Raw genomic sequence first — 25429 nt, 5'->3', positions numbered from 1 at the left:
CGAGCCGCCGCGTCACACCGCCCGCGGCCGCCGCACCACCCGCCGCCACCACGCGCGCCACGGCAGGGAGCTCACCAGCGCCGACCCGATCACGACGGTCCCGAACCACCCCACGACGACGCCCGGGATCGGCACGAGCAGACTCGCCCACAGCAGCACCGACAGCACGCCGAGGACGTACGCCGCCCCGGCCTTCAGGTACCGCAGCCGCTTCAGCCCCGCAGCCTGGTCCACCCGCGAGGTCAGGCGGGCGAGGAAGACGGCGCCCACACCGATCGCCCCGATGGCGACGGCGGCCTGCTCGAGGGCCCCGAGCCCGTCCGATCCGAGCGGCCCGGACCCCGACAGGCTGTACACGCCGTCGAGGATCTCGAACAGCATGAACACGACGAGCCCCCGCTCGAACACGACGGTCGACGCGTACAGGTGGATGCGCCAGGCTCCGCGGCCGACCCCGATCGACGCCGTGTCCGACCCGCCGCCGACGGGGCCGCTGCGCAGCGCCCACGACGCGGTCCGCTTCGACACGAGGTACGCGGCGATGCCGGCCACCCCGCCGAGTGCGACCGGCAGCAGCGCACCGGCGGCCCACCCGGAACGCGACCCGACGAGCACGGAGGTCACCACGACCCCTGTCAGAGCGGTGACCAGCGACCAGACGCGGGGTCGCGCGACGGAGGCGAGCCGCGCCTCCAGGCTGCCCAGCCACGACCTGCGGGACGCGCGGTCGGTGTTGAACAGGTACTCGGCGAAGACCTGCCAGATGAACGCGGCGCCGAAGGCGGCGAGGGCGGGACGCACCTCGGCCAGGTGCGCGGAGAACGAGCCGGGCGCGAAGACGGCTTCCTCGACCGAGCTGGCCGGGTCGGTCGCGTCACCGACCGCGACGGCGGCCGGAGGCAGGAGCAGGCGCATCGCGAGCACGCCCGCGACGATGCCGAGCGACAGGAACAGCCGCCGGGCGGGGGAGTGCAGCCGGCCGGCGATGCCGGCCATCGGCACGGACGAGTCCGCGGCCATCGCGATCTCGAGGAACGCGAGGGCCACGAAGGCGAGCGCTGCGGCGGGGCCGAGCACCAGCCAGGCCGCCGCGGCGGCCGCGACGGTGATGAGCAGGGGGACGGTCAGGAGTGATCTCGTGGCCATCTGCCCATCCAGCACGGTCGGCCTGGGCGGCGCATGGAGCGCTCCTGGGCATCGGCCTGGAGGCCCGTGGGGACCCCGCAGAACGGGTGACGGCCCGTCCCCACTTGCGGGGACGGGCCGGCCGGGGGGAACGCAAAACACCGGTGTTCGCGTGTTGAACCGCGGTCTGCGCGTGTTCAACCGGCGAACACCGGTGTCTTGCGGGGGTTCAGCGTCAGTCGTGGAACGTCTCGATGGACGCGCCGAGCGAGTTGAGGCGCTCCTGCAGCTGCTCGTAGCCACGGGCGATGATGCCGACGTTGCGCAGGACGCTCTCGCCCTTCGCCGCGAGCATCGCCAGCAGGATCACCACGGCGGGCCGCAGTGCCGGCGGGCAGCTGATCTCGGCCCCGGAGAAGTGCGTCGGGCCGGTGACGTCGAGGCGGTGCGGGTCACGCAGGGTGACGCTCGCGCCCAGGCGGGTGAGGTCGAGCAGGTGGATCGCCCGGCCCTCGTAGACCCAGTCGTGCACGAGCGTGGTGCCCTCGGCCATGGCCGCGATCACGACGAAGAACGGCAGGTTGTCGATGTTCAGGCCGGGGAACGGCATCGCGTGGATCTTGTCGATCGGCGCGTGCAGCTCGGACGGGTGCACCGTGATGTCGACGAGGCGGGTACGGCCGTTGGCGGCGGCGTACTCCTCGCTGACGTCGAAGCGCAGGCCCATCTCGGCCAGGGTCGCGAGCTCGATCTCGAGGAACTCGATCGGCGCACGCGTCACGGTGAGGGTCGACGCGGTGACGATGCCGGCGGTCAGCAGGCTCATCGCCTCGACCGGGTCCTCGCTCGGCCAGTAGTCCACGACCTCGTCGATCTTGCTCTTGCCGGTGATGCGGAGCGTGGTGGTGCCGATGCCCTCGATCTGCACCCCGAGCAGCTCGAGGAAGAAGCAGAGGTCCTGCACCATGTAGTTGGGGCTGGCGTTCCGGATGACGGTCTCGCCGTCGCGGGCGGCGGCGGCCAGGATCGCGTTCTCGGTCACGGTGTCGCCGCGCTCGGTGAGCACGACCGACTTGGTGGGGACGGTCTGGTTCGCGACGTCGACCTCGTACCAGCCGGAGGTCGCCTCGACGTCCACGCCGAACGGACGCAGCGCGATGAGGTGCGGCTCGACCGTGCGGGTGCCGAGGTCGCAGCCGCCGGCGTAGGGAAGGCGGAAGGACTCGTACCGGCCGCTGAGCGGGCCGAGGAACATGAGCACGCTGCGGGTGCGGCGGGCGGCGTCGGCGTCGATCGCGTCGAGGTGCAGGTCGTCGGGGGCGACGATCTCGAGGGTCTCGCCGTCCTCCGACCAGGTGACGCTCGCGCCGAGGCTGCGGAGCACGTCGATGATGCGGTCGACCTCGACGATCCGGGCGACCTTGTGCAGACGGGTCACGCCGCGGTTGAGCAGCGAGGCGCAGAGCAGCGCCACGGCGGCGTTCTTGCTCGAGTTCACCGCGATGGAGCCGCTGAGCTTCCGGCCGCCCTGCACGCGCAGGTGGGCGCGCTGCGGGGCGCCGCCGATCGAGACGATCTGCTGGTCGAGGGCGTCGCTGATGCGGGTGAGCATCTCGAGGGACAGGTTCTGCCCACCCTGCTCGATGCGGTTGATCGCGCTCTGGCTGGTGCCGACGCGTTCGGCGAGCTGGGCCTGCGTCATGCTGCGGCCCTTGCGGGCGCCCCGGATCAGGGCGCCGACCTCACGGAGGGGTGCTGCGGTCGCCGGAGATGCCGGCGAGACGACGGTGGTGGTGTCGGTCATGCGCGCCACGCTAACACGCTCATGAGATAAACCGATGGAAGATCGACACCCGTTGCGCGTCCTGAGGTCTCGAATACGTCACAGTTGGGAATTTCGGGGGACGAACGCTCAGGCATCGGTCAGGCGGCCGTCGACGACGGTGACCAGGCGGTCGAGCGCGTCGCGGTGGACGAGATCGTGCGTGACGAGCATCGTCGCCGTGCCCTGCTCGTGCGTGAGGCGCGCGATCAGCGCCATGATCTCGGCGCCTCGCTCCTGGTCGAGCGCGCTGGTGGGTTCGTCGACGAGCAGGACGGACGGGGTGTTCACCAGGGCGCGGGCGATTGCGACCCGTTGCCGCTGGCCGCCGGAGAGCTGCGCGGGTCGCTTGCCGCGGTGCTCGGCGAGACCGACCGCTGCCAGCAGCGCATCGGCACGGGTGCGCACCGCGGTCCGGTCTCGGTGGCCGCCGCCGAGCTCCGCCATGACGAGCAGCTGTGCCCGAGCGGTGAGCGACTCGATGAGGTTCGACTGCTGGAACACGATGCCGACCTGTCCGCGGCGGAGCGTCGTCGCCTCGTTCGGGCTCAGGGTCGCTGCGTCGACGTCGTTGATCCACACGTGCCCGGAGTCCGGGCGGATCAGGGTCGCCGCGACCGCGAGGAGCGAGGACTTCCCGGAGCCGGAGGGCCCGGTGATGCCCGTGACGACCCCGCTCGGAGCGGTCAGGGACACGCGGTCCACCGCCGTGATGCGGGAGTCGCCGTCGGGGAAGGTGAGGGTGACGTCGTCGAGGGTGATCATCGGTTGCTCCCGAGTGCGGTGAGGGGGTCGGCCTTGGTGACCGTGCGGAGTGCGACGGCGGCACCGGCGAGGCCGAGGACGACCATCACGGCGGCCGGCAGCAGGGTGGTGAGCGGGCTGAGCAGGAACGGCAGGACACCGTTCGCGAGCGTCCCCAGGACCGACACGAGACCGATCCCGACCCCGACGCCCGCGGCCAGGACGACGAGTGCCTGGCCGAGGGCATCGCCCACGAGCGACGCGTCGGAGGCGCCGAGGGCCTTCAGGACGGCGATGTCGTCGGCACGCTGCAGCGTCCACACGGTGAAGAACGCCCCGACGACGAGCGCGGAGACACCGAAGAGCATCACGATCATGAGTCCGAGGGACCCGACCTCCGACTTGAACGTCTCGAGCGCGGTGAGGCTGGCGAGCGGCGACTCGGCGACGGTGCGCGTGCGGTCCGCCGTGCTGCCCCAGTCCGGCGTTCCGGAGACGGCGAGCACGGTCGCTTCGCCGTTCCCGCCGAGGCGCCGGTCGGTCGACGCCCACGCCGTCGGGGAGAGCGCGACGACGGGGGTGTGGCTGTACCAGGCGTCTCCGCCGACGGTGGCGACCCGGTACGTCGTCCCGGTGATCGTGACGGCGTCCCCGACGGCGACGTCGAGGTCCTTCGCTGCGCCGGCGGACAGGCCCACCGTGTCGTCGGACCTCGGAGCCAGGTCGGTGACCGTCGACGCGGGGGCTCCCCGTGGGACGCCGAACAGGGCGACGGCGACCGCTGGTGCGGCTTCGGCGTGCACGGCGGCGCGCCCCTGTGCGATCCCGATCGGCGTGACCTGCTCGACGCCGGAGGACTCCCGCCACGCGGACACCGTCGCGGCGTCGATCGTCGACTGCGAGAACGATGGTTGCCCGGTCGAGGACCCCTGCAGGACGAGCCGGTTCCCGGGGAGGCCGAGGACCGCGGACACGTTCTGCGCGGCGAGGCCGCCGGTCAGGCCAGCGAGGAAGCCGACGAGGAGTGTGATCAACGACACCACGGACCCGATGAGCACGAACCTGCCACGGGCAGATCGGAGGTCGCGCCAAGCGACGAACACGATGGTTCCTTCCCGACGGCAGGGACGCTCCCTGCCGTCCAGACGAGCCTCGCCGTCGTGGGTCCAAGTGCCATCGCCGGGAGGTTGACTGCTCTCGTCCGACTTCTGGTTGATGTCCGGTGGGTCGTGGCCGCCGTACGCTGCAACGGACATGGCACACAGCACCCTCACGCCCGTGTTCGTCGGGCTCCGCACCGGACTGCACGTGCTGTTCGCCGCGCTCGTCGCACTCGTCGTCGTCCGGGTCCTCGTCGTCCGCGACCCGACCATGTGGGCGGCGATCGCCCTGGTGGTCGGGTTCGCGGTCCTGTACCTGCTCGGTGCCGGTGTCGCCGCCGCGCCGGAGACACGCCGAGCCGTGGTGGGAGCGGCCTGGATCACCGCCTTGACCGTCGTGTGGGTGGCGTTGCTCGTCCTGGTGCCGGAAGCGGCGTACCTGGTGTTCCCGTTGTTCTTCCTCTACCTGCACGTCCTGCCCCGGATCGTCGGGCCGGCCGCCGTGGTCGCAGCGACCCTGATCGCTGTCGTCGCCCTGGGCCTGCACGGCGGCTTCACCGTGGGCGGGGTGATCGGGCCCCTCGTCGGTGCCGGGGTCGCGTTGCTCATCGGCCTCGGGTACCGGGCGCTCGCCCGCGAGTCCGTCGAGCGGGAGGCACTTCTGGCAGAACTCCTCGCCACCCGCGACCGACTCGCCGCGACCGAACGGCAGCAGGGCGTCCTCACCGAACGCGCCCGCCTGGCGCGCGAGATCCACGACACCGTCGCGCAGGACCTCTCGAGCATCCAGATGCTCCTCCACGCCGCCGAAGCAGCCGACGGCAGCCGGCCGGGCATCGAGCACATCCGCCTCGCACGCGCCACAGCGGCCGACGGCCTCGCCGACACGCGGCGCTTCATCCGGGAGCTCGCACCGCCGTCCCTCGATGCCGGCCTCCCCGCGGCACTGCGCCGCCTCAGCGACCAGTGGCACCGCGAAGGGCTCGGCATCACCGTGACGGCCGCACCCGAAGCGTCGGAGTTGACGATGGACGTGCAGACCGCTCTGCTGCGCATCGCCCAGGGGGCCGTCGCGAACGTCGCCCAGCACGCCGGTGCCACGACCGTCGACATCACCCTCGACGTCAGCGCGACGCACGCGTCCCTGCGGGTGCAGGACGACGGCTGCGGCTTCGACCCTGACCGTGTCGGCACCCGCTCCGGCATGTCCGACGCGTTCGGGCTCCGCGCGATGGGTGAACGTGTCGACCAGCTGGGTGGCCGTCTCACCATCGACAGCGCGCCCGGGAACGGCACCACCATCACCGCGACCGTGGAGGTCGGCGGCCCGTGATCCGACTCGTCATCGCGGATGACCACCCCGTCGTCCGCGCCGGCCTGCGCGCACTCCTCGACGGGGCGGTCGACATCGACGTCGTCGGGGAAGCCGCGACACCCGACGAAGCCGCCGCGCTCGTGTCGTCCTTGGACCCCGACCTCGTGCTCATGGACCTGCAGTTCGGGCAGGACCGCACCGGTGCCGACGCCACCCGGCAGATCCGGTCGACCGACGCCGCGCCGTACGTCCTCGTCCTCACCAACTACGACAGCGACGGCGACATCCTGGGCGCCGTCGAAGCGGGGGCCAGCGGGTACCTGCTCAAGGACACGCCACCCGACGAACTGCTCGCCGCGGTGCGCGCCGCAGCCGCCGGTGAGAGCGCCCTCGCGCCAGCGGTCGCCAGCCGCCTGATGGCACGGATGCGTGCGCCACGGGTCAGCCTGTCCGCTCGCGAGATCGAGGTCCTCCGGCTCGTCGCCGAGGGTGCCTCGAACGTCGACGTGGCAGCACGCCTGCACATCACCGACGCCACCGTGAAGTCACACCTGGTGCACGTGTTCTCCAAGCTCGGCGTCGGATCCCGGACCGCCGCGGTGTCCGAAGCCCGGGCGCTCGGCATCCTCCGCTGACGGAGCTGATGAGAGACCCTCGGTGCAGGCGAGGAATGTGCACGATCGCGCCCTGCTCTTCGAGAGCTGCCCGGAGTGGCTGCATGTGCTGCGGCTGGTGGTAGAAGTCGTGAACGAGGATCACTTCGGGGGCCGTCACGGCACTCAGCGAATCACCCTTAGCTCCGCTGTCCCGGTAGGCGATCGGCTGATGAGACCCCGTCTTGCCGACTGGTTGCAGTCATCATAGACAACTCGTCGCGGTGGCAGTTTCTGCCTCCCGGGCGGTGGTCAGCTGGTGGGGACGACATCCCAGTGCTCTCGGATGAGGCCACCGTCGACGCGGAACAGGTCGGCAGCGAGGAGCGGGTCGCCGGGCTTCGCCCCGACCGCGCGGGAGAAGGTCCAGACGATGTCACCGTCGGAGAGCGAGATGACGGACTGCTGCGCCGGGAACTGGGTGCCGCTCCCGAACAGTTGCTTGAGGGCTGCTGTCCCGTTCGGAGCGACGGTGTTGTGCTGCAGGTACGCGGGGTCGAAGGCGCGGTCGAGGACGGACGCATCGTGGTCTCGGAAGAGTGTGTTGTACGCCGACACCGCGAGGACGCGGTTGCGTTCTTCCTGACGTTCCGACGGCGCGGTGGTCGGACGTGCCGGCCGGTACAGGTCGCTGAACATGGTGTTCGTGTTCCCGCTTGCGGGGGTGCCCGTCGGGATGGGCTGCTCGAGCGACCAGTGCTCGACGATCCGTCCGTGCTGGAGGCGGAACAGGTCGACGGCGGCATCACCGCGTCGTTCGTTGCGCGGGTCTGGTGCGATCTGCCAGTGCACGGCGACGAGGTTGCCGTCTGCTGCGGTGCGCTTGATCACTGCTCGAGCACCAGGGACGCGGGTACGGTCCGCCGAGAACTGGGCAAGGACACCCTTCGGTCCGGTAGCGGTTGCTGCGCCGTGCGTGACTGCGCTCGGGGACACAAACCGTGCCGCGAGCTGCCGGGAGGACCTGCTGTCAGGATCGGTGAAGGTCCGGGTGATGAGCGTCCGGACGATGCAGGCGTTGCGGTGTTCGGTGGTGGTGTCCTGCCGGTTCCCGGCGACCGTCACGGTCGGCTTCGGTTGGGTTGCGGGAGCGGCCGCTGCCGGCGTGGACACGACGAGACCGGTGAGGAGGGCAGCGCCGGCGATGGCCGCCGCGCCGCGGGCGATGCGGCTGCTTCGTGTGCGCGTGATCAGGTCGTTGGTCATGGTTGTGCTCCTGCTCGTGTGTGGTTGACGGGACTGGATGCGGGTCACTGCGCCGCGATGGCTGCGAGGCCCTCGGCGAGCGGGGTGGTCGGTCGGCCGATGAGAGCCTTGAGCTCCCCGCTGGTCTGGGCGAGGAGACCGTCGCGGATGCCCGCGCCGAGGGCCGCCAAGAACGCGACCGTGCCCTCGTCGAGCCCCGCTCCCCGGAGGAACGCAGCGTGTTCGTCCGTGCTGAGGGCCTGGTAGTGCACCGGTGAACCGATCACGTCGGTGAGGGCGTCGGCGAGCTCGGCATGGGTCCATGCGTAATCGCCGGAGAGTTCGAACACACGCCCGGCGGTCTCGTCATCGAGCGCGACGACTGCGGCTGCTTCCGCGAAGTCGCGTCGGCTGGCGCTGGCGACGCGGCCGTCTCCGACACTCGCCGTTATCACACCCGACTGCCGTGCGATGTCGAGCGTGGTCGCGTAGTTCTCGGTGTACCAACCGTTGCGGAGGATGGTGGCGGGGACGCCGGATGCGGCGATGGCCTCCTCCGTGGCCTTGTGCTCGGGAGCGAGGATCAACTCCGAGCGACCGGCGTCCAGGACGCTCGTGTAGATGATCCTGCTGGCGCCGGCCGCTGCGGAGGCGTCGATCACCGCAGTGTGCTGGGCGACGCGCTGCCCGACGGCATCGCTCGAGATCAGGACGACGACGTCGCCGGCACCGATGACGTCAGCGATCGTGCTCGGACGGGTGTAGTCGAGCACGGCGGTCCGGACGCCCAGTGTCGCGAGGTCTGCGAGGCGAGTGATGTTGCGTGAGGTCGCGATGACCGACTCGGGGTCGGCCCCGCGTTCGATGAGAGCTTCGACGACGAGGCGGCCGAGCTGGCCGGAAGCGGCGGTGACGATTATGGACACGAGGTCTCCTTCTGCGATCTTCAGCGGGTGATCGCAGCATCGCAGGAAACTCTCCTGTACGGAGGTACGCACCTTTTTGTAAGGTACTTACATGGATGTCGGAATCGTGGAAGCCCCTGCACCGCCCGTGCAGGATCCGGATGCGTTCGCGCGCTTCCCAGCGGCGTGTCCTACGCGAGTTGTGCTCACCCACGTCACGAGTCGGTGGGGTGTCCTCGTGCTCCTCGCGCTCGAGCCGGGCAGCATGCGCTGGGGGGAACTTCGACGCACCATCGAGGGGATCAGCGAGAAGATGCTCGCCTCGACTCTGCGGACGCTGGAGCACGACGGGATCGTGAACCGGGTCGCGCAGCCCACGATCCCGCCTCGGGTGGACTACTCGCTCACCGACAGCGGTAGCGAACTGGCAGCTCGACTCGTTCCCCTCATGGACTGGATAGTCGAGCACGCCGACGCCATCGTCGATCGGCCGTCCGGCGACTGACACCCCGCGGTCCTGAGCGGGATCTGTGTCACGCGGCCGCCGGGCTCACGACGGCGAATCGGCCGCGGCGCTGCGAGCGGAAGCGGACCAGTCAGCGACCCAGTCGGGCACAACGAGATCGTCCCCGTCGAGGAGAGCGCGGAGATCGTCGGTTACGACGGGGCCGTCGTGTCGCGTCAAGAACTTCGTCCGCACGACGGCGTGCGCGTGCAGGTTTCCGCGTCGAACGAAGGTCTGCTCGGTGTAGCTGCCGTGATCGTCGGAACCGAGGTACCTCGTGCGGAGTTCGAAGCGCTGGCCGACTCGGAGGGGCCTCCGGTAGGTCACCGTTTGCTGCGCCACGACCGCTGCCCAACCTCTGGCCCGGGTGCGACCGAAGATCCCGGTGCGTCGGAGCCACCGCAGTCTGCCGAGATCCATGATCGTGAGGTAGCGGCCGTTGTTCATGTGGCCGTATACGTCGAGGTCCCCGACGGTCACGCGGAAGATGGTGGTGTCGGTCTCGTGGATGTTGAGGCCTCGTCGGAAGCGCTGTCCGAAGAGCACCAGAAGAAGTCGGAAGTACAGGTTCACGGGGCTCCTCGCCGGCGAGTCGTGTCTTGACGGCGCTCGGTTCCGAAGCGCCCGCGGTCGCATGGCCGCGGTCCTGCGGTCGCATCACGCCATACGACCGTATGTCGAAAAGTGGGTCCTGCTCGATGAGGGCATGCTCAGTGAGTGAGGCCTGTTGTGGCAGCCCCGCGATCAGCCTGACCGATGGGGGTGCGCGGGCGGGTGCGTGCCGAGCCGAGCCGAACGGCAGCATCGAACTCCTTGAGGTTCTGTAACGAGCAAAACCGTTTTGTACGTTACAGTGAGTTGCATGAGTGAATTGAGCTACGACGTTCTCGTGACCGACGGACCGGAGTGGGCTGGTGACGCACGGCTGCCTGACGGCCGCCCTCTGGTGTGGAACCCAGGCAGCACGGTCCTGATCTCCGGGGCGGAGCACGCGGTGCTCGTTGACGCACCGTTCACCCACGAGCAGATCAAGGCGGTCGGTGATTGGGTCGAAGCGTCCGGCAAGACACTGACGTACATCTACGCAACCCACGGCCACGGTGACCATTGGTTCGGTGGACACGCCCTGGTGGAGCGGTTCCCGTCGGCGACGGTGGTCGCGACGAAGCAGACGATCGCGATGATGCACCAGGAGGCGACAACGGGCCGCGAACAGCTGTGGGACCAGATCTTCCCGGGGCTGATCCCGGAGGCACCTGTCATCGCGGAAGAGGTTGGCCCCGACGGGTTCGACCTCGAAGGTCATCGGCTGCTCCCCATCGAGGTCGGACACACCGACACCGACGGCACCACAGTGCTCCACGTCCCGGACTTGGACCTCGTCGTCGCTGGCGACAGCGTCTACAACGGGGTGCACCAGTACCTCCTGGAGGGGCCTGGTGGCGGCTTCGAGCACTGGCTCGCAGCGCTCGACGTCATCGAAGCACTCGGAGCCCATCACGTCGTGGCAGGCCACAAGAACCGGGCACTGGCGGACAGCCCCGAAACCATCGCCGAAACCCGGACGTACCTGCGCGACGTCATGGCGCTGCTCGATGACGGTGTCACCCCGGAGCGGTTCCTGCAGGAGGTGACCACCCGCTACCCTCACCACCTCAATCTCAGCCCTGTCTGGTTCGGTGGTCTCACCCTCCTGGGGGGAGCGGCTTGATGCTCGAGGGCACCGCGACGACCCGGTACGAGGCGAACCCCGCACCGGGTGACCTTGCGCTCCTGCAGGACCTCGTCAACACCGTCAGCGTCGGCCCTGGGGCTGACCTCCTTGGATCCACCGACAGCGCAACGACCTGGCTGGCGTCGATCGGTACCGGCACCGGGGCCGGCGTCGACGTTGACTCCCTCGAACGCCTGCGTCGCCTACGGACAGCCATCAGGCGACTGCTCGGTGACGGGCCCGCGGAACACCATCAGCCAGTGGATCTCGCCCTCCGCCTGCGCCTCGACGACGACGGCATCACCGTGCCGCACGACGGCGGTGACTTCATCGAGGCGAAGGTCGCAGTCGCGCTGCTCGAAGGGCGCGCCACGGGTGCGCTCTCGCGGCTCAAGTTGTGCGCGAACCCGGACTGCCAGGTCGCGTTCTTCGATCAGTCCAAGAACGGGGCCGGCAAGTGGCACTCGTCGGCCCGCTGCGGCAACGCGGCCCGCGTCCGTGCACACCGAGACAGGACCATCAGCCGAACCGACACGAACTCGTCAACCAGTTGAGTCCGCTCCAACTTGACACCCCGCAACACAACTCCGCAGACACAGCAGATCGGAACAAACGCATGACCTCCAAGACCTGGTTCATCACTGGCGCCGGCCGCGGCTTCGGCCGGCAGTTCACGGTTGCCGCCCTCGAACGCGGCGACCGCGTCGCAGCGACCGCTCGGGACCTCGCCGCACTCAACGACCTCGCCGCCACCCACGGCGACCGCCTCTTCGCCATCGCACTCGACGTCACCGACGCCGCCGCCGTCCACGCGGCGGTCGACGCGGCGGCCGAACGCTTCGGCACGCTCGACGTCGTCGTGAACAACGCCGGGTACGGCCTGTTCGGGATGGTCGAGGAACTCAGCGAAACCGAACTCCGCCAGCAGTTCGACGTCAACTTCTTCGGCGCGTTCAACGTCACGCGGGCGGCGCTGCCCGTCCTGCGCGCTCAGGGAAGCGGCCACATCGTGCAGATCTCCACCATCGGCGGGGTCATCGCGTTCCCCGGCCTCGGCGGGTACAACGCCTCCAAGTGGGCACTCGAGGGCCTCTCGGACGCCCTCGCCCAGGAAGTAGCCCCGTTCGGGATCAACGTCACCCTGGTCGAACCGGGGCAGTACGGCACCGACTGGGCAGGGTCGAGCGCTGTCAACGCCACCCCGAACTCGGCGTACGAGGACGCCCACCGCGCAGCCGAGGCGGCCGAAAGCAACCGACCGGTCGAGTGGCTGGGCAAGCCCGAGGCCGTCGGCGCAGCCATGTTGGAGCTCGTCGACAACCCGACCCCGCCGCTCCGCGTCTTCTTCGGCGCCGCACCCACCGTTGTCGTCCCCCAGGTCTACGCCGCCCGACTGGCGGAGTGGGAGTCCTGGAAGGAGTTCTCCGTCCGAGCGAACGGCTGAACCGCACCTCGACCACCGCTCATCCCGGTCGCCCAGGAGCGCGAAGCGCCCGCCCGACCCGCAGTCACCAAGAGAAGGCAGACATCGACATGACCGAAGTATCAGGACCGGGGCTCGTTGCGATCGCAGGCGCGACGGGGCGTGTCGGCAGGGTGATCACCGACGGGCTCTCCGCTGCCGGCACCGCGGTACGTGCACTCAGCCGGACACCCGCAGCGCAAAACGCTGGCACCCAGACCACGAGCGTCCACATCGACTACGCGGACCCCGAGTCGATCGCGTCCGCTGTCAACGGCGCCGACGTGCTGGTCATCAGCCTCGGCAGCTCCGACGACCAAGCCCACCAGGAAATCGCCCTCATCGACGCGGCCGCTCGCGCCGGGGTCGAACACGTCGTCAAGGTCAGCTCGTGGAGCTGGCCCTCCCGCATGCACCCAATCGACTGGCATCTGCAGGTGGAGGACCATCTCGGCGCGGTCGACATCGGTTACAGCGTGCTGCGCCCCATGACCTTCAGCGCCGTCATCGGCGGTCAGGCCGGACTCATCAAGAGCGACCTGTGGGGAGGCGCTGCCGGCACGCTGCCCGCGAACCTCATCGACGTGCGCGACGTCGGAGACGTCGCGACACGCCTGATCCTGAGCGGTGCAGCGAGCGGCTCGGTCCGCAGGGCTTACCACCTCACCGGACCCGACGGGCTGAACATGGACGCCATCGCAGAGCTCATCTCGGAAGCGATCGGGCGCACCGTGACCTACACGCACCGAACCCCTGACGAACAGCGGGCCCTGCTGCTGTCACTCGGACTGCCGGAGATGGTCGTGGGGCTCCTCGTGAGCATCGACGTCGAAGCCCTTGCTTCTGGCGCCAGCACCGAAAAGACGTCCACTGTGGAAGATCTGCTGGGCCGGCCTGCCCGCTCGATCCCGGACTGGGTCGCGGAAAACGCCGAGCTCTTCCGCTGATCTCGTCCGGTAGCCGATCGGCTATCGAGACGGTCCGCGTGGGCCGGATTCGCGGCGTGCTCGGCGTCGGCGAGCGGTTAGACAACACCGTTCGGTTCGCCGTCGAACTCCCAAGGGTCGTTCTGGATGCGCATGTTCACGAGATGGGGCTCGGGTAGGTCCTCCGGGATGCGGTGCTCATCGCTGGGGTGGCAGTAGAGCCATCGGCTTGCGTGGCCGATCGTGTGCTCGTTGAAGAAGCGCTCGTAGGCGGTCGTGCCTACAGGGACGAGTGTGTCTCGCAGGCCCTGGTGCACCTCCTCGACGGGGACCAGGCCTTGGAACGGCGTCGGGTCTCCCATGATGAGTCCAAGCTTCCGAGTCAAGGGCATTGCGATGCCCCAAGCGGTCATGTATCCGACCCCTTCCCACTCGTTAGCGTCGGGCTGTGCGACCAAGCTCACCGGGGAGTCGGAGGTGACTAGCGACCTGCGATCGAATCGGACCAGCGTCCAAGGTCGTCCGATCAGGTTTTTCAGAAGGCCGTCGGCGGTCTTCAGCATCTGTTCGGCGAACTCCCCATGACTGACTTGTACGGGCGGCCCCTCGGGGCGCATTGCTTCATCCCACAGCTGTTGCACTTTCTCCTCGGGGACGGTCCTTCCGTCGTGCTCGAGCCGAGCCTTGAACCGATTTCGTCCCCCGAAGCCAATCTCAAGCCGTGCGGCGAAAGCAGCGAGCGAGTCTGCCGTTCTTCGGTTCACCTGTGTCCGGGTTGCTTGCAACGCGATGAAGTACCCCAAGGCAGTGCGATCTGCGACGTCAAGTGGCCATCGGCCTTTCACGATGAGACGCAATACGGCGGCAGCGGCCCCCTCAACCTCGGACAGAGCCCGCTCGAGTACATCGTCGCCCTCGGGATGCCCGGGGAGAGCGTAGAAGTCGGTCTCAACAGACGCATCGCGGACCGACTGCTTGTACCGGCGACGGCCAGGCAAAGCGATGGTGCGAAGCGTTTCACCGTCGGCGAAACCACGGAGGTAGAACTGCGGGACGGTGTGGTGCCGCCGCGCGGGGGGAACCTGAGACATCTACTCATGCTGCCAGTAGGCGCCGACAGCACATGCGCTAGCAGATCGCCTATCGACACGTCGTCGGCACGCAGGTACGGGTCGAGCCGGGGAGGTGTTTCTCCCTAGTCCCGGCTCGATCCGCCGGGGCCAGAGGAGTGCGCTGTCCCCATCCAGGGACCGAGGCGCTGCAGTGGCTCACTGTCGACGAGCTCGCCGCTGAGCGTCGCCAGGCGATCAAGCAGTTGAACCTCCTCGATCACTCCGCGGGCGGGTTCTGAGCCGAGGCTGCGCTGCAGCGTACCCTCGCGCTGATCGGGCTGGTGCAGGACGAGCGACGGCACGATTGACCGAGCCGGCGGTCTAGGAGTCGAGTGCTGCCTGCGCTGCACGACAGGCGGGGCACCAATCAACGCCGTCTGTTGAGCAGTCCCACCCGTACGATTTCGCGTGGCCGCGCGCACCGTTGTCCCGCTCGCGAACACCAGTGCCCCGCACTGCTCAGGGATCGGTCAGGGTGCCCCGGACAATGGAGTCACCGGAGTGCGCCGGATCGCCATCGTCGGCCTCGGCCGAGACGTCCACGACCGGGAACTCCGCGGTGTCGACGCCGTCGGGCACCGTGAAGCGGCCCTGGTCGCCGTCGAGGTAGCCGACGCTCACCAGTCCGCCGAGGTCCGACCGCATCATCCAGACTTCGCGCAGCGGACCGGTGCCGGAGCGACCGCGCTCACCGTGCAGGTCGACGAGCAGGGTCACCCGGCCGTCCTGGTCACGTTCGAGTTCGGCGCGGCCAGTCGTCCCCGACCAACCGGGCAGCGCTGCGAGCTCGGTGTTCGCCAGGACGGTCTCGGTGTCGCCGCGGGGGAGTCCGGGGACGACCCCCGACGCCACACCGATGCCGAGGACGACGGCCAGGACACCGACGCCGGCGATCGCGATGGCGAGGGCTCGGCGACGACGGGGACGGGATCGGGGTCGGCGGGCCACGGCGTGGTGCTGGGCGCCAGACTGGGTCCCGCCGGACGCGCGTTCGGCCGCTCGTTCGGGTTCGGTCGCCGGCGCCGCGGCCTGCTGTGGCGTCCGGGCGATCTCGGCCGCGATCCGGTCCCACACGTGCTCCGGGGGCGCGGCCAGCGTGACGTCCTCGGACGCCCGGGTCACCGCGGCGACCCGCTGCAGCGCGGCCACCTCGTCGCGGCACCGGTCGCAGGACGCCAGGTGGTCGGCGACGTCGTCGCTCGCGACCTGGTCGGAGACCGCGAGCATCGCCAGCGTCTCATCGTCGACGTGCTTCATTCGATCACCTCCAGACGTGTTCGGAGCCGAGCCAGACTTCGGTGGATGTGGCTCTTGACGGTGCCCAGCGGCAGTTCGAGCCGTTCGGCGATCTCACGATGGCTGAGGTCGTCGTAGAACGCCAGTCGCATCACGCGCCGTGGGACCTCGTCGAGCCGCTCGAGCTCTCCGGCGACCAGTGCGCGTTCGGCCAGGTCGAAGGCCGGTTCCGGCGCCGGGGTGGTCTCCTCGACCACGTCCGGGTCGGCGGCGCTGGCGTGCCGTCGGCGCTCGTTCTGCGCGTCGGCGATGCAGTTCCGGGTGATGCCGACCAGCCACGCGCCGAGCGGGGCGCGGCCGGGGTCGTAGCTCGTGCTGCGCTGCCAGGCCTTCACGAAGACCTGCTGCGTGACGTCCTCCGCGGCGGCCGGGTCGGCCAGGGCGCGCAGGGCCAGCGAGTACACGAGCGACGACCACCGCTCGTAGACGGCTCGCAGGGCGTGCTCGCCCCCGGCGCGGAACGCGTCCGAGAGCTCGCTGTCGTCCGGGAGGATGGTCGTCACGTCTTCCTGTCGCTGGCGCGGTCGTCGTCGACCACGATCCGATCGTAGGGGGCGGATCGTCGCCACGGTCAGGCCGGGACCGCGGTGACGACGAGGTTGCTCTCGTAGTGTCCGGTGGCTGCGTCGAACGTCCCGCCGCAGGTCACCAGGACGAGCCGTCGGGGCCCGTCGTGACGGAACACCTCACCCCAGGGGAGTCCTTGCTTCTCGAGCATGCTGACGGAGTCGATCCGCCACGCGGTCTCGGCACCGTCCGCGTCGGTCAGGGTGACCCGGGTGCCGGACGGGGCGTCGCCGAGGCGGGAGAACGGGCCGATGCCGTAGCCGACCGCGTCGACGTGGGCCGCGATGACGACGGTGCCCTCGGTGGACGACGGTGCGGCACCGAACCGGTACCAGCCCGCGGTGGCCGGGTCGGGCGGGAGCGCCATCGCGCCGTCCTCGTCGACCCCCTCCGGCCGGACCGGCGCGCTGATGCCGGCGTGGTCGACGGTGATGGTGGTCGGGGCGGGGGCGTCCCGGACCGGGGGGATCGTGGCGGCCTGCTGCGGCACCTCGGTCGAGAACGCCGACGGGACCGGTGTGGGGGTGGTGGTCGGCAGGACGGACGGCTGCCCGCCGGGGGTGGTCCCGGCCGACGAGCACCCGGTCAGGGCGGCGGCCGCCACGGCGACGACGAGCGTCACCGTGGCGGACCGCACGGGGCGTGGCACGTTCAGCGGCGGGTCGCTGCGTGCCGGCGGCGGAGCACCACGGCCCCGATCGCGGCAGCGGCGGCCAGTGCGGCCGCCGCTGCGCCGACCAGGGGCAGGGGGTCCTGGTCGTTCGTGGCCACGAGACCGGCGTTCCCGGCAGGGACGCCGTTCGGCGTGCCACCGAGGTCCGCGATCGTCTGCGTGGCGAGGGCGAGGTTGTCATCGTCCAGGCTGCCCCAGGCGTAGACGATGGTCGATGAGCCCGCGGTGACAGCGACGTCCGCCGGGCCGATCACGGGGTCGGTGGTCCCGGTGGCGGCGACGGTCGCCGACACGGTGCCGGCCGGCAGCTCGAGTGCCTGCTCGTCGGGGTTCGACAGGTTCGACACGACGGCCTTCCCACCTGCGAGGACGTCGACGGCCGGTGCGGCGGCGACGTGCCGGACGACCAGGCGTCCCTGGCCGGCCGCGACGGCCGAGGTGTCGTTGGTGAACACCGTGGCGGTCGGGGACCCGTCCGTGGCGTCGTGGGCGACGGCGGTGTAGTTGCCCCCGGCGTCGAACGAGACGTCCGCCGGGCCGATGATCGGCTTCGACGCATCGGTGGCGTCCGAGGCGGTGATCGCGAGCTGGTGCGCACCGGCCGGCACCATCATGGGGCCGGCGAGGGTGCCCGGGGTGAAGTCGTCGATGGCACGTTCGCCGTCGAGGTAGACGTCGACGGTGACGTCCGGCACGGCGTGGAGGACCGAGAGCGTCGCCTCGCCGGTGGCGGCGGTCGCAGCGGTCGCGGGCAGTACGGCCGCAGCTGCGGCGAACAGGACACCGGCGCTGAGGCCGGTGGCGAGTGTCTTGCGCATGACGTGTCTCCTTCGGGCCTGTCCGGGCCGGTGCGGACGACGTCGTCCTCGACGTCGTACCCCCACTACCGCCGGAGCACCCCGATCGGATGCAGCGATTTCCTGGGGATCAGCTGAGACGGCGCCAGACCCCTGCGTTGCCCGGACGCGACCAGGTCTCCGGATCGCCCGTGACGGCCTCGTCCCCGGCTCCCAGGTCGGTGAGCCGGTACGCGGAGTCCGGCGTCCACCCGGCGACGACGCTCGCGCGGCTGCCGTCGACCGGCACGGCGAGCCCGGAAGTGCGGAACCAGCCCGCGACGGTCAGGTGCACGACGTCGTACTCGGTGGCCACCGCGGACCAGTCCGGCAGCACCCAGTCGCCCTGCCGTCCGGTCGCCACGGCCCAGTCGTTCCGTCGGGTCGTCCCCGTCACGTCGAGCGGCCAGCGCCGGCACAGCGCGGCCCAGTCGGCGGGACCCTCGACAGTGCACACGCGCGCCGTGGCATCGGCCGGCACCGCCGAGACGACGGCGCGTTCCTGCCCGAAGGAGTCCTCGACCGCCCAGAGCGCCAGCGGCCCGGCGGACGGGAACGGCGCTCGCGTGTGCTGCGCGAGCGGCCACGGCGGCGTCGTCCACCACACCCCGCTGCCGGTCCCCGGACTTCCCTCGGAGATCTCGTCCCGCAGCTCCAGCGCCCAGTCGGCCAGTGCCGCCTCCGCGCTCGGACGACGGGGCTGGTCGCCCTCGTCGAACTCGACGCTCCATGCTCCGCCCTGCGGGTCGGAGAGCCGGCGCACGACCGGGCTGTCGACCGCCCACCGAGCGAGCCGCCGGAGCGCGGCCAGCAGTTCCGTCCGAGCGAGGAGCGCGTCCAGCGCATCGGGCTGCTGCCACCACAGCGCGCTCTCCGCAGTCGACTCGAGTGCGACCACGACGTCGTCCTCGCCCACGGACGGCAGGGACACCGCCGCGAGTGCGCTCGCCACCGCTGCCAGATTCGGAGCCGGATCGGGTTCGACCGCACCACCGATGCCGAAGAGCGTTCGGTCGTCGCCGCGTTCGACGCCGAGGTGGTGCTCCGCCCAGAAGAGCAGGTCGCCGAGTTGTAGGGCGGCCGGGTCGTCGGGGTCCTGGACACCGCTGACGAGCTCCAGGCAGAAGCGCCGGCCACGCGGGTGGGCGAGCAGGTCCGAGGCATCGATCACCGAACCAGGCTAGTGACGGCCGCTAACGCACCCGTCGCACCCGCCGATAGTCCTCCGTGCAGGCCCACGGACGGGCCCGCATCCCGCCCCACGGACGGCGGCGGGACGATCGAGAACCAGGACGGGCCATGATCGTCGTCACACGACTGAACGGCAGCGGATTCGCTGTGAACCCCGATCTCGTGGAGCGCATCCAGGAGACGCCGGACACGACGCTCATCATGGTCGACGGCGCGAAGTACATCGTGCGGGAGTCGATGGCCGACGTCATCGACCTGATCGCCGCGTACCGCGCCCGCATCGTCGGGATGGCCTACGGCACCGACCAGGCCCCCCGCTCGAGCACGAACACCGGCCCGCAGCCCACGCTCGCCCCGGTCGCCGCACTCCGCTCCACGCAGCACGGCCGCGCGCTGGACGGGGGTCGCTGACGTGGACATCGCAACGATCGTCGGCATCCTGCTCGCCTTCGGCGCCCTGTTCGGCATGGTCCAGATGGAGCACGTCGAGCTCGGTGGACTCTTCCTGCCCGCCCCGATGCTGCTCGTGTTCGGCGCCACCATCGGCTGCGGCATCGCGAGCACCACGCTGAAGGACGCGATCGCCAGCTTCAAGGCGGTCCCGAAGGCGTTCACCGGCAAGGTCACCCCGCCGGCGTCGGTCATCGACGACGTCGTCGGGCTCGCCGAGACCGCCCGCGCGAACGGCCTGCTCGCCCTCGAACAGGAGGCCGACAAGCACGACGACCCGTTCATGAAGAAGGCGCTGCAGAACATCGCGGACGGCACCGACGGCGACGAGCTGCGGATCCTGCTCGAGGACGAGATCGAGTCGAACGCGGCCCCGACCCGGAGCGCGAGCGCGTTCTTCATGGGCCTCGGCGGCTTCGCCCCGACCGTCGGCATCATCGGCACCGTGGTCTCGCTGACCCACGTGCTCGCGAACCTCGGCAAGCCCGACGAGCTCGGACCGCTGATCGCCAGCGCGTTCGTCGCCACCCTGTGGGGCCTGCTGACCGCGAACTTCATGTGGCTGCCGATCGGCGGCAAGCTCCGCAAGCTCGCCCAGCTCGAGTCGGACCGCCAGACGCTCCTGATGGAGGGGCTGCTCGCGGTGCAGGCCGGCAGCCAGCCCCGTCTGCTCGGTGAGCGGCTGAAGGCCATGGTCCCGCCCGCCGCCCGCGCCGACACGGGTGGCAAGGGCGGCAAGGCCGGCAAGAAGGCCGACGCGGCCGACGACCAGCAGCTGGCGGCCTGACCGTGAGCGCCAACCCCCGGGGCCGCGGCCGCGGTCGCGCGAAGAAATCCCACGACGAGGCCGAGCACCCCGACGAGCGCTGGATGGCGTCGTACATGGACATGATCACGGTGCTGATGTGCATGTTCCTCGTGCTCTTCGCGATGTCCACCGTCGACCAGGAGAAGTACATCCAGCTGAAGCAGTCGCTCGCCACCGGCTTCGGCGAGGTCGACTCGCAGAAGATCGACACCGCGAGCGGCACCGTCGTGACGAAGGACCAGGTCGAGGACGGCTCCGGCTACTCGACGGACAAGTCCCAGGCCGACCACTCGACCGCCTCGTCGGGCACGAAGGACACCAACGTCGACCCCGCGTCGACGGTGGTGCCGACGACGGCGACGAAGCAGGACCTCGCCGAGGCGAAGCGCGAGCTCGACGACCTGACGAAGCTCGAGCGTGCGATCCAGCACAACCTGGCGAAGGCGGGCCAGAGCGAGAACGTCCAGTTCACCGTGGACGCCCGCGGCCTGATCGTCCGGTTGATCGGCAGCGAGACGTACTTCGGCACGAACAGCGCGGACCTGTCCGACCAGGCGCGGTCGATCATGGACGCCATCGCGCCGGTGCTGAAGACCTCCGACCACGACGTCAGCGTCGAGGGGCACGCCGACCAGCGGAACTCGACGGCGCCGTACGCCACGAACTGGGAGCTCAGCGCGGCGCGGGCGACCGGGGTCCTGCGCGACCTGGTCGAGCGGGGCGGGATGCCCGGCGAGCACGTGCAGAGCGTCGGGTTCGGGTCGAGCCGGCCACTGGCGAAGGGCGGCACGGACCGGGACCTCGCCCTGAACCGGCGGGTCGACATCGTGGTCCTGTCGAACGCCGACCAGGACGTCAGCGCCCTCATGCCGGCGCTGGCGAAGGCACAGGACGGAGCGCAGCAGGGCTGAGGCACGCACCGCGCGGAGTGCACCAGCGCTGACGCCACCGCCCCACTACGGGGTACAGCACTGACGGGTGCCCCACAGGTGACCGATAGACGCACCCGTGACCGAGACCCTGCCAGCGCCCGAGGTGTACGACTTCGCACGCCCGTCGACGCTGGCCCGTGAGCACGCCCGGGTCCTCGAGCTCGCCTTCGAGACGTTCGCGCGCCAGTGGGGCACGCAGCTGACGGCGAAGGTCCGTGCGGTCAGCCAGGTCACCTGCGAGCAGGTGGAGATGACGACGTACGACGAGTACGCCGCGTCGCTGCCCGCGCTCACCGGCATGGTGTTGCTGCCGATCACCGGCCTGACCCCGAAGGGCGTGCTGCAGGTCCCGCTCGACGCCGCGCTCACGTGGGTGTCGCACGCGCTGGGCGCCTCGAAGCCGCTGCCGACGCCGGACCGCACCTTCACGCCCATCGAGCAGGCCCTGGTCCGCAAGATCGTCGAGGACGCCCTCGACGACCTCCGCTACTCGTTCGGCGGGCTGCTCGCGCAGGACGTCGCGGTCGGCGGGTTCCAGTTCAACAGCCAGTTCGCCCAGGCCGCGCAGAAGGGCGACCTGATGATCGTCGCCTCGTTCTCGATCCGGGTCGGCGACCGCATCGCCCCCGGCACGCTGGCCCTGCCGGCCGAGGCCGTCCTGCCGCAGCTCGGCGAGGCCGCGGCGCACGTGTCGCCGGCCGACGCCCGAGCCCTGCTCGACGCGCAGCTCGAGAGCGTGCCCGTGGGCGTCAGCCTGCGCTTCGCCCCGGCCGCGGTCCTGCCGACGCAGGTCCTGCGGCTCGCCGTCGGCGACGTCCTGCCGCTGCCGCACCCGCAGCACCGGCCCCTCACCATCGCGGTCGACGGCGAACCCGTCGGCACCGCCGCGGTCGGCGCGAACGGCTCGCGCCTCGCCGGCATCGTCGTCACCACCACGAGCACGGAGCAGCACTGATGACCGAAACGACCACCCTCCACACCGCAGCGGCCGAGTCGCTCGCGGCGCAGCTCCCGACGGCCGCCCCCTTGACCGCGGTGCTCCTGCCTGGAGGCGCGACACCGGTCGTGCTCGACGCGGCGACGGACGCCGTGGTCGCCTCGTTCGTCGGCGGCCTGTCGGCCGACCTGGCGCTCGTGCTCACCGACCTCGAATCGATCACGGCCGCCGGAGGCACCGACCACGGCATCGTGGCCGTCACCGACGTGCTGCGTCCGTCGCTCGAGGCCGCGGCCGGGGTCCTCGGCGTCGGGGTGCTCGGCGAGGCGCACCGCGAGTCGGCCGCGTCGCTGCTGGCCGACCCGGACACCGTCGTGTTCGAACTCACCGCCGGCGGCCTGCCCGCCGGGTGGTTCGGCATCCGGGTCCGCGAGAACGGTACGGTGTCGGCGCCCGTCGTGGCGAACCTGCCCGCCGGCAACCTCGGCCGGATCAACAACGTCGAGATGACCCTGACGGTCGAGATCGGCCGCACCCGGATGTCGGTCCGCGACGTGCTCGGCATGGAGCCCGGGGCCGTCGTCGAGCTCGACCGCAGTGCCGGCGCCCCCGCCGACGTCCTGCTGAACGGCCGCCTCATCGCGCACGGCGAGGTCGTCGTCGTCGACCAGGACTACGCGGTCCGGATCACCCGCATCCTCGACGTCGCCGAGAGCGTCTGAGACCCGCACGTGGACACCCTCGTCGTCACCCTCCGCGTCGCGCTCTCGCTCGGCGTCGTGCTCGCCCTCATGTGGGTGCTGCACCGCGCGAGCCGCAAGCGCTTCTCGGGCAAGCCGTCGGGCCGTCGTGCGGCGACCGTCGAGGTCGTCGGTCGGCAGGGCATCGGCGGCAAGGCGAGCGTCGTCGTGGTCGACGTCGAGGGGGAGCGGCTCGTCCTCGGCGTGTCCGAGCACGGGGTCAACCTGCTCACCAGCGGGCAGGCGCCCGCGCCGGAACTCACCATCGTGACCGGACCGGTGGCACTGCCGGTGCGTCCCGCCCCGTCGGCCGACGCGTTCGGTCGGGAACTCGCGCAGCAGTCGGACGCCACCACGGGCCTCCCGGCAGGCACGGACGACGTGACCCGGGCGACCGACGCGACCAGCGCCGTCGCGCCGTTGCCGATGCGCCCGCGCAACCGTCGCCCGCAGCGCGCCGTGCCGAGCGCCCAGCAGCTGCAGGGCTCGATCCTGTCGGTCGACACCTGGCGCCAGGCCGCGGCCGCGCTGCGGAACCGGCGGGCCGGGTGACCGCGGCAGGGCCGCACCGTCTGGCACGGTCGGGTCGACTCGTCGCCCTCGTCCTGCTCGGCCTGGCGGTCGTGGCCGGGTTCCTGATGCTCACGACGACCGGTGCGCACGCCGCCGGTGTCGTCGAACCCACCGCCCCGGCGACCCCGACAGCCCCCGCGACCGGTGACTTCAGCGTCAGCGTGAACGGCCCGGACGGCACCCCGTCGTCGGCCGTGGTGACGCTCATCGGCATCACGCTGCTGAGCGTCGCACCCGCGCTGATGCTCATGATGACGTCGTTCACGAAGATCTTCGTCGTGCTCGCGATGACCCGGAACGCGCTCGGGCTGCAGTCGATCCCGCCGAACCAGGTGATCGCCGGACTGGCACTGTTCCTGTCGCTGTTCGTGATGGCGCCGGTGCTCGGGCACATCAACGACGACGCCCTGCAGCCCTACCTGGCCGGGCACCTCGACTTCAACCAGGCCGTCGAGATCGGCACGAAGCCGCTGCGCACCTTCATGCTCCACCAGACCCGCGACGAGGACGTCGCCCTGATCACCCGAGCCGCCGGGCTCGACAACCCGAAGTCGATGGCGGACGTGCCGATGACGACGGTGATCCCGGCGTTCATCATCTCGGAGCTCCGCAGCGCGTTCATCATCGGGTTCGTCATCTTCATCCCGTTCCTGGTGATCGACCTCGTCGTCTCCGCGGCCCTGATGTCGATGGGCATGATGATGCTCCCGCCGGTCATGATCTCGCTGCCGTTCAAGATCCTGCTCTTCGTGCTGGTCGACGGCTGGGGCCTCATCATCACGTCGCTCATCGAGAGCTACCACGTTGTCTAGGGGGCACGCATGAACCAGCAGGCCGTCATCGACCTCGTGCTCCAGGCGCTCCTGGTGTCCGGCAAGCTCGCCGCCCCGGTGCTCATCACCTCGCTCGTCGTCGGCTTCGCGATCTCGCTGTTCCAGTCGGTGACGCAGATCCAGGAGGTCACGCTCTCGTTCGTGCCGAAGGCCGTCGCCGTCGCGATCGCCCTGGTGGTCTGCGGCAACTGGATGATCTCGGAGATGATCGCGTTCACGCACGTCGCCTTCGACATGATCCCGAAGCTGCTCGGGGCCGGTTGATGGAGCTCAGCATCGACGCCGACCGTCTGGAGGCGACCATGCTCGCCGGCGTCCGGCTCGTCGCGTTCTTCGTCATCGCGCCGCCGTTCTCGTACCGGGCGTTCCCCGGCACGGTGAAGGTGATCCTCGGGCTGGGGCTCGCCATCGGCGTCGCCCCGCGCGTCGCCGTCGGCTACGAGTCGCTCGACACGGGGCCGTTCCTGCTCGCCCTGCTCACCCAGCTCGTCGTCGGGCTGTCCCTCGGGTTCCTGGTGTTCCTGGTGTTCGCCGCCGTGCAGTCGGCGGGTGCGCTCATCGACCTGTTCGGCGGGTTCACGCTCGCACAGGCGTTCGACCCGCAGTCCCAGGTCAACGGCGCCCAGTTCACCCGCCTGTTCCAGATGACCGCGCTCGCGCTGCTCTTCACCTCGGGCGGCTACCAGCTCATCGTCGGCGGCCTGGTGCGGTCGTTCGACGCCGTGCCGCTCACCGGCACATTCGCGGTGGACGGGCTCGCGTCGATGCTCGTGACCGCGATGTCACAGATGTTCCTCGCCACCCTGCAGATCGCCGGCCCGCTCGTCGTCGTGCTCTTCCTGGCCGACGTGGGCCTCGGGCTGCTGACCCGTGTGGCACCGGCGCTCAATGCGTTCCAGATGGGCTTCCCGATCAAGATCGGCCTGACCGTCCTGTTCGCCGGCGCGCTCTTCATGGCCCTGCCCTCGGTGGTGTCGTCGCTGACCGGCGACGCCGTCGAGGCGATCACGGGACGGGGGTGACGA

29 protein-coding genes are annotated in these 25429 nt (G+C 70.3%); 16 read left to right on the top strand and 13 right to left on the bottom strand.

Going from position 1 to position 25429, the window contains the following annotated elements; all coding sequences use genetic code 11:
- Positions 1–12: 12 nt before the first annotated feature.
- The 4 genes from DEJ00_RS09650 to DEJ00_RS09635 all read right to left on the bottom strand — a co-directional run bounded on the left by DEJ00_RS09650 (position 13) and on the right by DEJ00_RS09635 (position 4794).
- The gene (locus DEJ00_RS09650; RefSeq protein WP_111057195.1) at positions 13–1146 is read right to left on the bottom strand and encodes a DUF475 domain-containing protein; all 1134 of its coding nucleotides are present in this window, start codon (positions 1144–1146) and stop codon (positions 13–15) included.
- A 214-nt stretch (positions 1147–1360) separates the two neighbouring features.
- Complete coding sequence (locus tag DEJ00_RS09645) at positions 1361–2929, bottom strand: UDP-N-acetylglucosamine 1-carboxyvinyltransferase (RefSeq protein ID WP_181440139.1); 1569 nt, start codon at positions 2927–2929, stop codon at positions 1361–1363.
- Between the two features lie 108 nt (positions 2930–3037).
- On the bottom strand, positions 3038–3712 hold the full coding sequence (locus DEJ00_RS09640; protein ID WP_111057194.1) for an ABC transporter ATP-binding protein: 675 nt from the start codon (positions 3710–3712) through the stop codon (positions 3038–3040).
- The gene (locus DEJ00_RS09635; protein WP_111057193.1) at positions 3709–4794 is read right to left on the bottom strand and encodes an ABC transporter permease; all 1086 of its coding nucleotides are present in this window, start codon (positions 4792–4794) and stop codon (positions 3709–3711) included. Before DEJ00_RS09635 ends, DEJ00_RS09640 begins: the two co-directional genes overlap by 4 nt.
- A 151-nt stretch (positions 4795–4945) precedes the next feature.
- Between DEJ00_RS09635 and DEJ00_RS09630 the strand changes: the two genes are divergently transcribed.
- Positions 4946–6124 carry a sensor histidine kinase gene (locus tag DEJ00_RS09630; RefSeq protein ID WP_111057192.1) on the top strand — a complete coding sequence of 393 codons (1179 nt, stop codon included), beginning with the start codon at positions 4946–4948 and terminating at the stop codon, positions 6122–6124.
- Positions 6121–6741 carry a response regulator transcription factor gene (locus DEJ00_RS09625; RefSeq protein WP_071244614.1) on the top strand — a complete coding sequence of 207 codons (621 nt, stop codon included), beginning with the start codon at positions 6121–6123 and terminating at the stop codon, positions 6739–6741. Before DEJ00_RS09630 ends, DEJ00_RS09625 begins: the two co-directional genes overlap by 4 nt.
- A 270-nt stretch (positions 6742–7011) precedes the next feature.
- On the opposite strand, the gene DEJ00_RS09620 is transcribed toward DEJ00_RS09625, so the two are convergent.
- Both DEJ00_RS09620 and DEJ00_RS09615 read right to left on the bottom strand, forming a co-directional pair.
- Entirely contained in the window at positions 7012–7965 is a 954-nt protein-coding gene (locus tag DEJ00_RS09620; protein ID WP_111057191.1) for a nuclear transport factor 2 family protein, read from the bottom strand.
- 44 nt (positions 7966–8009) lie between these two features.
- Positions 8010–8870, bottom strand: a complete 861-nt coding sequence (locus DEJ00_RS09615) for an SDR family oxidoreductase (protein WP_111057190.1) — start codon at positions 8868–8870, stop codon at positions 8010–8012.
- Between the two features lie 91 nt (positions 8871–8961).
- Between DEJ00_RS09615 and DEJ00_RS09610 the strand changes: the two genes are divergently transcribed.
- Positions 8962–9354: a helix-turn-helix domain-containing protein gene (locus DEJ00_RS09610; protein ID WP_083404110.1), complete on the top strand. Its 393-nt coding sequence runs from the start codon at positions 8962–8964 to the stop codon at positions 9352–9354.
- A gap of 45 nt (positions 9355–9399) precedes the next feature.
- On the opposite strand, the gene DEJ00_RS09605 is transcribed toward DEJ00_RS09610, so the two are convergent.
- On the bottom strand, positions 9400–9927 hold the full coding sequence (locus tag DEJ00_RS09605; protein WP_111046121.1) for a thioesterase family protein: 528 nt from the start codon (positions 9925–9927) through the stop codon (positions 9400–9402).
- A 316-nt stretch (positions 9928–10243) separates the two neighbouring features.
- On the opposite strand from DEJ00_RS09605, the gene DEJ00_RS09600 reads away from it, so the two are divergent.
- The 4 genes from DEJ00_RS09600 to DEJ00_RS09585 all read left to right on the top strand — a co-directional run bounded on the left by DEJ00_RS09600 (position 10244) and on the right by DEJ00_RS09585 (position 13477).
- Positions 10244–11065 carry an MBL fold metallo-hydrolase gene (locus DEJ00_RS09600; RefSeq protein WP_220038856.1) on the top strand — a complete coding sequence of 274 codons (822 nt, stop codon included), beginning with the start codon at positions 10244–10246 and terminating at the stop codon, positions 11063–11065.
- On the top strand, positions 11065–11622 hold the full coding sequence (locus DEJ00_RS09595) for a CGNR zinc finger domain-containing protein (protein ID WP_111057188.1): 558 nt from the start codon (positions 11065–11067) through the stop codon (positions 11620–11622). The genes DEJ00_RS09600 and DEJ00_RS09595 overlap by 1 nt, the downstream gene beginning before the upstream one ends.
- 62 nt (positions 11623–11684) lie before the next feature.
- The gene (locus tag DEJ00_RS09590) at positions 11685–12512 is read left to right on the top strand and encodes an SDR family NAD(P)-dependent oxidoreductase (RefSeq protein WP_111057187.1); all 828 of its coding nucleotides are present in this window, start codon (positions 11685–11687) and stop codon (positions 12510–12512) included.
- 89 nt (positions 12513–12601) lie between these two features.
- Positions 12602–13477: an NAD(P)H-binding protein gene (locus DEJ00_RS09585; RefSeq protein WP_111057186.1), complete on the top strand. Its 876-nt coding sequence runs from the start codon at positions 12602–12604 to the stop codon at positions 13475–13477.
- Between the two features lie 77 nt (positions 13478–13554).
- Here DEJ00_RS09585 and DEJ00_RS09580 read toward each other — a convergent pair whose 3' ends face one another.
- The 6 genes from DEJ00_RS09580 to DEJ00_RS09550 form a co-directional block, all read right to left on the bottom strand.
- Positions 13555–14547 (bottom strand): DUF4238 domain-containing protein, encoded by a 993-nt coding sequence (locus DEJ00_RS09580; protein ID WP_111057185.1) that lies wholly within the window; start codon positions 14545–14547, stop codon positions 13555–13557.
- Between the two features lie 480 nt (positions 14548–15027).
- Positions 15028–15825, bottom strand: a complete 798-nt coding sequence (locus DEJ00_RS09570; RefSeq protein ID WP_111057183.1) for an anti-sigma factor domain-containing protein — start codon at positions 15823–15825, stop codon at positions 15028–15030.
- Positions 15822–16367, bottom strand: a complete 546-nt coding sequence (locus DEJ00_RS09565; RefSeq protein WP_071244624.1) for an RNA polymerase sigma factor — start codon at positions 16365–16367, stop codon at positions 15822–15824. Before DEJ00_RS09565 ends, DEJ00_RS09570 begins: the two co-directional genes overlap by 4 nt.
- A gap of 68 nt (positions 16368–16435) precedes the next feature.
- Positions 16436–17068: a class F sortase gene (locus DEJ00_RS09560; protein ID WP_181440138.1), complete on the bottom strand. Its 633-nt coding sequence runs from the start codon at positions 17066–17068 to the stop codon at positions 16436–16438.
- 14 nt (positions 17069–17082) lie between these two features.
- Positions 17083–17922, bottom strand: a complete 840-nt coding sequence (locus DEJ00_RS09555; protein ID WP_071403907.1) for a DUF4397 domain-containing protein — start codon at positions 17920–17922, stop codon at positions 17083–17085.
- 109 nt (positions 17923–18031) lie between these two features.
- Positions 18032–19111 carry a hypothetical protein gene (locus DEJ00_RS09550; RefSeq protein WP_111057181.1) on the bottom strand — a complete coding sequence of 360 codons (1080 nt, stop codon included), beginning with the start codon at positions 19109–19111 and terminating at the stop codon, positions 18032–18034.
- A gap of 128 nt (positions 19112–19239) precedes the next feature.
- Between DEJ00_RS09550 and DEJ00_RS09545 the strand changes: the two genes are divergently transcribed.
- The 9 genes from DEJ00_RS09545 (at position 19240) to DEJ00_RS09505 (ending at position 25426) form a co-directional block, all read left to right on the top strand.
- Positions 19240–19542 (top strand): flagellar FlbD family protein, encoded by a 303-nt coding sequence (locus DEJ00_RS09545; protein WP_110863815.1) that lies wholly within the window; start codon positions 19240–19242, stop codon positions 19540–19542.
- A gap of 1 nt (position 19543) precedes the next feature.
- The gene (locus DEJ00_RS09540; protein ID WP_111039553.1) at positions 19544–20368 is read left to right on the top strand and encodes a motility protein A; all 825 of its coding nucleotides are present in this window, start codon (positions 19544–19546) and stop codon (positions 20366–20368) included.
- Between the two features lie 2 nt (positions 20369–20370).
- The gene (locus DEJ00_RS09535) at positions 20371–21300 is read left to right on the top strand and encodes a flagellar motor protein MotB (RefSeq protein WP_027465536.1); all 930 of its coding nucleotides are present in this window, start codon (positions 20371–20373) and stop codon (positions 21298–21300) included.
- A 97-nt stretch (positions 21301–21397) separates the two neighbouring features.
- Positions 21398–22276 (top strand): flagellar motor switch protein FliM, encoded by an 879-nt coding sequence (locus DEJ00_RS09530; RefSeq protein ID WP_027465537.1) that lies wholly within the window; start codon positions 21398–21400, stop codon positions 22274–22276.
- A complete protein-coding gene (gene fliN, locus DEJ00_RS09525) occupies positions 22276–22980 on the top strand; it encodes a flagellar motor switch protein FliN (protein ID WP_111057180.1) in 705 nt (234 codons plus the stop codon). Before DEJ00_RS09530 ends, fliN begins: the two co-directional genes overlap by 1 nt.
- Before the next feature lie 9 nt (positions 22981–22989).
- Positions 22990–23550, top strand: a complete 561-nt coding sequence (locus DEJ00_RS09520; protein ID WP_027465539.1) for a flagellar biosynthetic protein FliO — start codon at positions 22990–22992, stop codon at positions 23548–23550.
- Positions 23547–24383, top strand: a complete 837-nt coding sequence (fliP, locus tag DEJ00_RS09515) for a flagellar type III secretion system pore protein FliP (protein WP_027465540.1) — start codon at positions 23547–23549, stop codon at positions 24381–24383. Before DEJ00_RS09520 ends, fliP begins: the two co-directional genes overlap by 4 nt.
- 9 nt (positions 24384–24392) lie before the next feature.
- Positions 24393–24668 carry a flagellar biosynthetic protein FliQ gene (locus DEJ00_RS09510; RefSeq protein WP_027465541.1) on the top strand — a complete coding sequence of 92 codons (276 nt, stop codon included), beginning with the start codon at positions 24393–24395 and terminating at the stop codon, positions 24666–24668.
- Positions 24668–25426 (top strand): flagellar biosynthetic protein FliR, encoded by a 759-nt coding sequence (locus tag DEJ00_RS09505; RefSeq protein WP_071403902.1) that lies wholly within the window; start codon positions 24668–24670, stop codon positions 25424–25426. Before DEJ00_RS09510 ends, DEJ00_RS09505 begins: the two co-directional genes overlap by 1 nt.
- The last annotated feature ends 3 nt before the right edge of the window (positions 25427–25429 follow it).

Source organism: Curtobacterium sp. MCLR17_039, from assembly GCF_003234745.1.
GTDB lineage: Bacteria > Actinomycetota > Actinomycetes > Actinomycetales > Microbacteriaceae > Curtobacterium > Curtobacterium flaccumfaciens.
The sequence above is the reverse complement of the archived record's forward strand: the minus strand, read 5'-3'. Positions and strand labels throughout refer to the sequence as shown.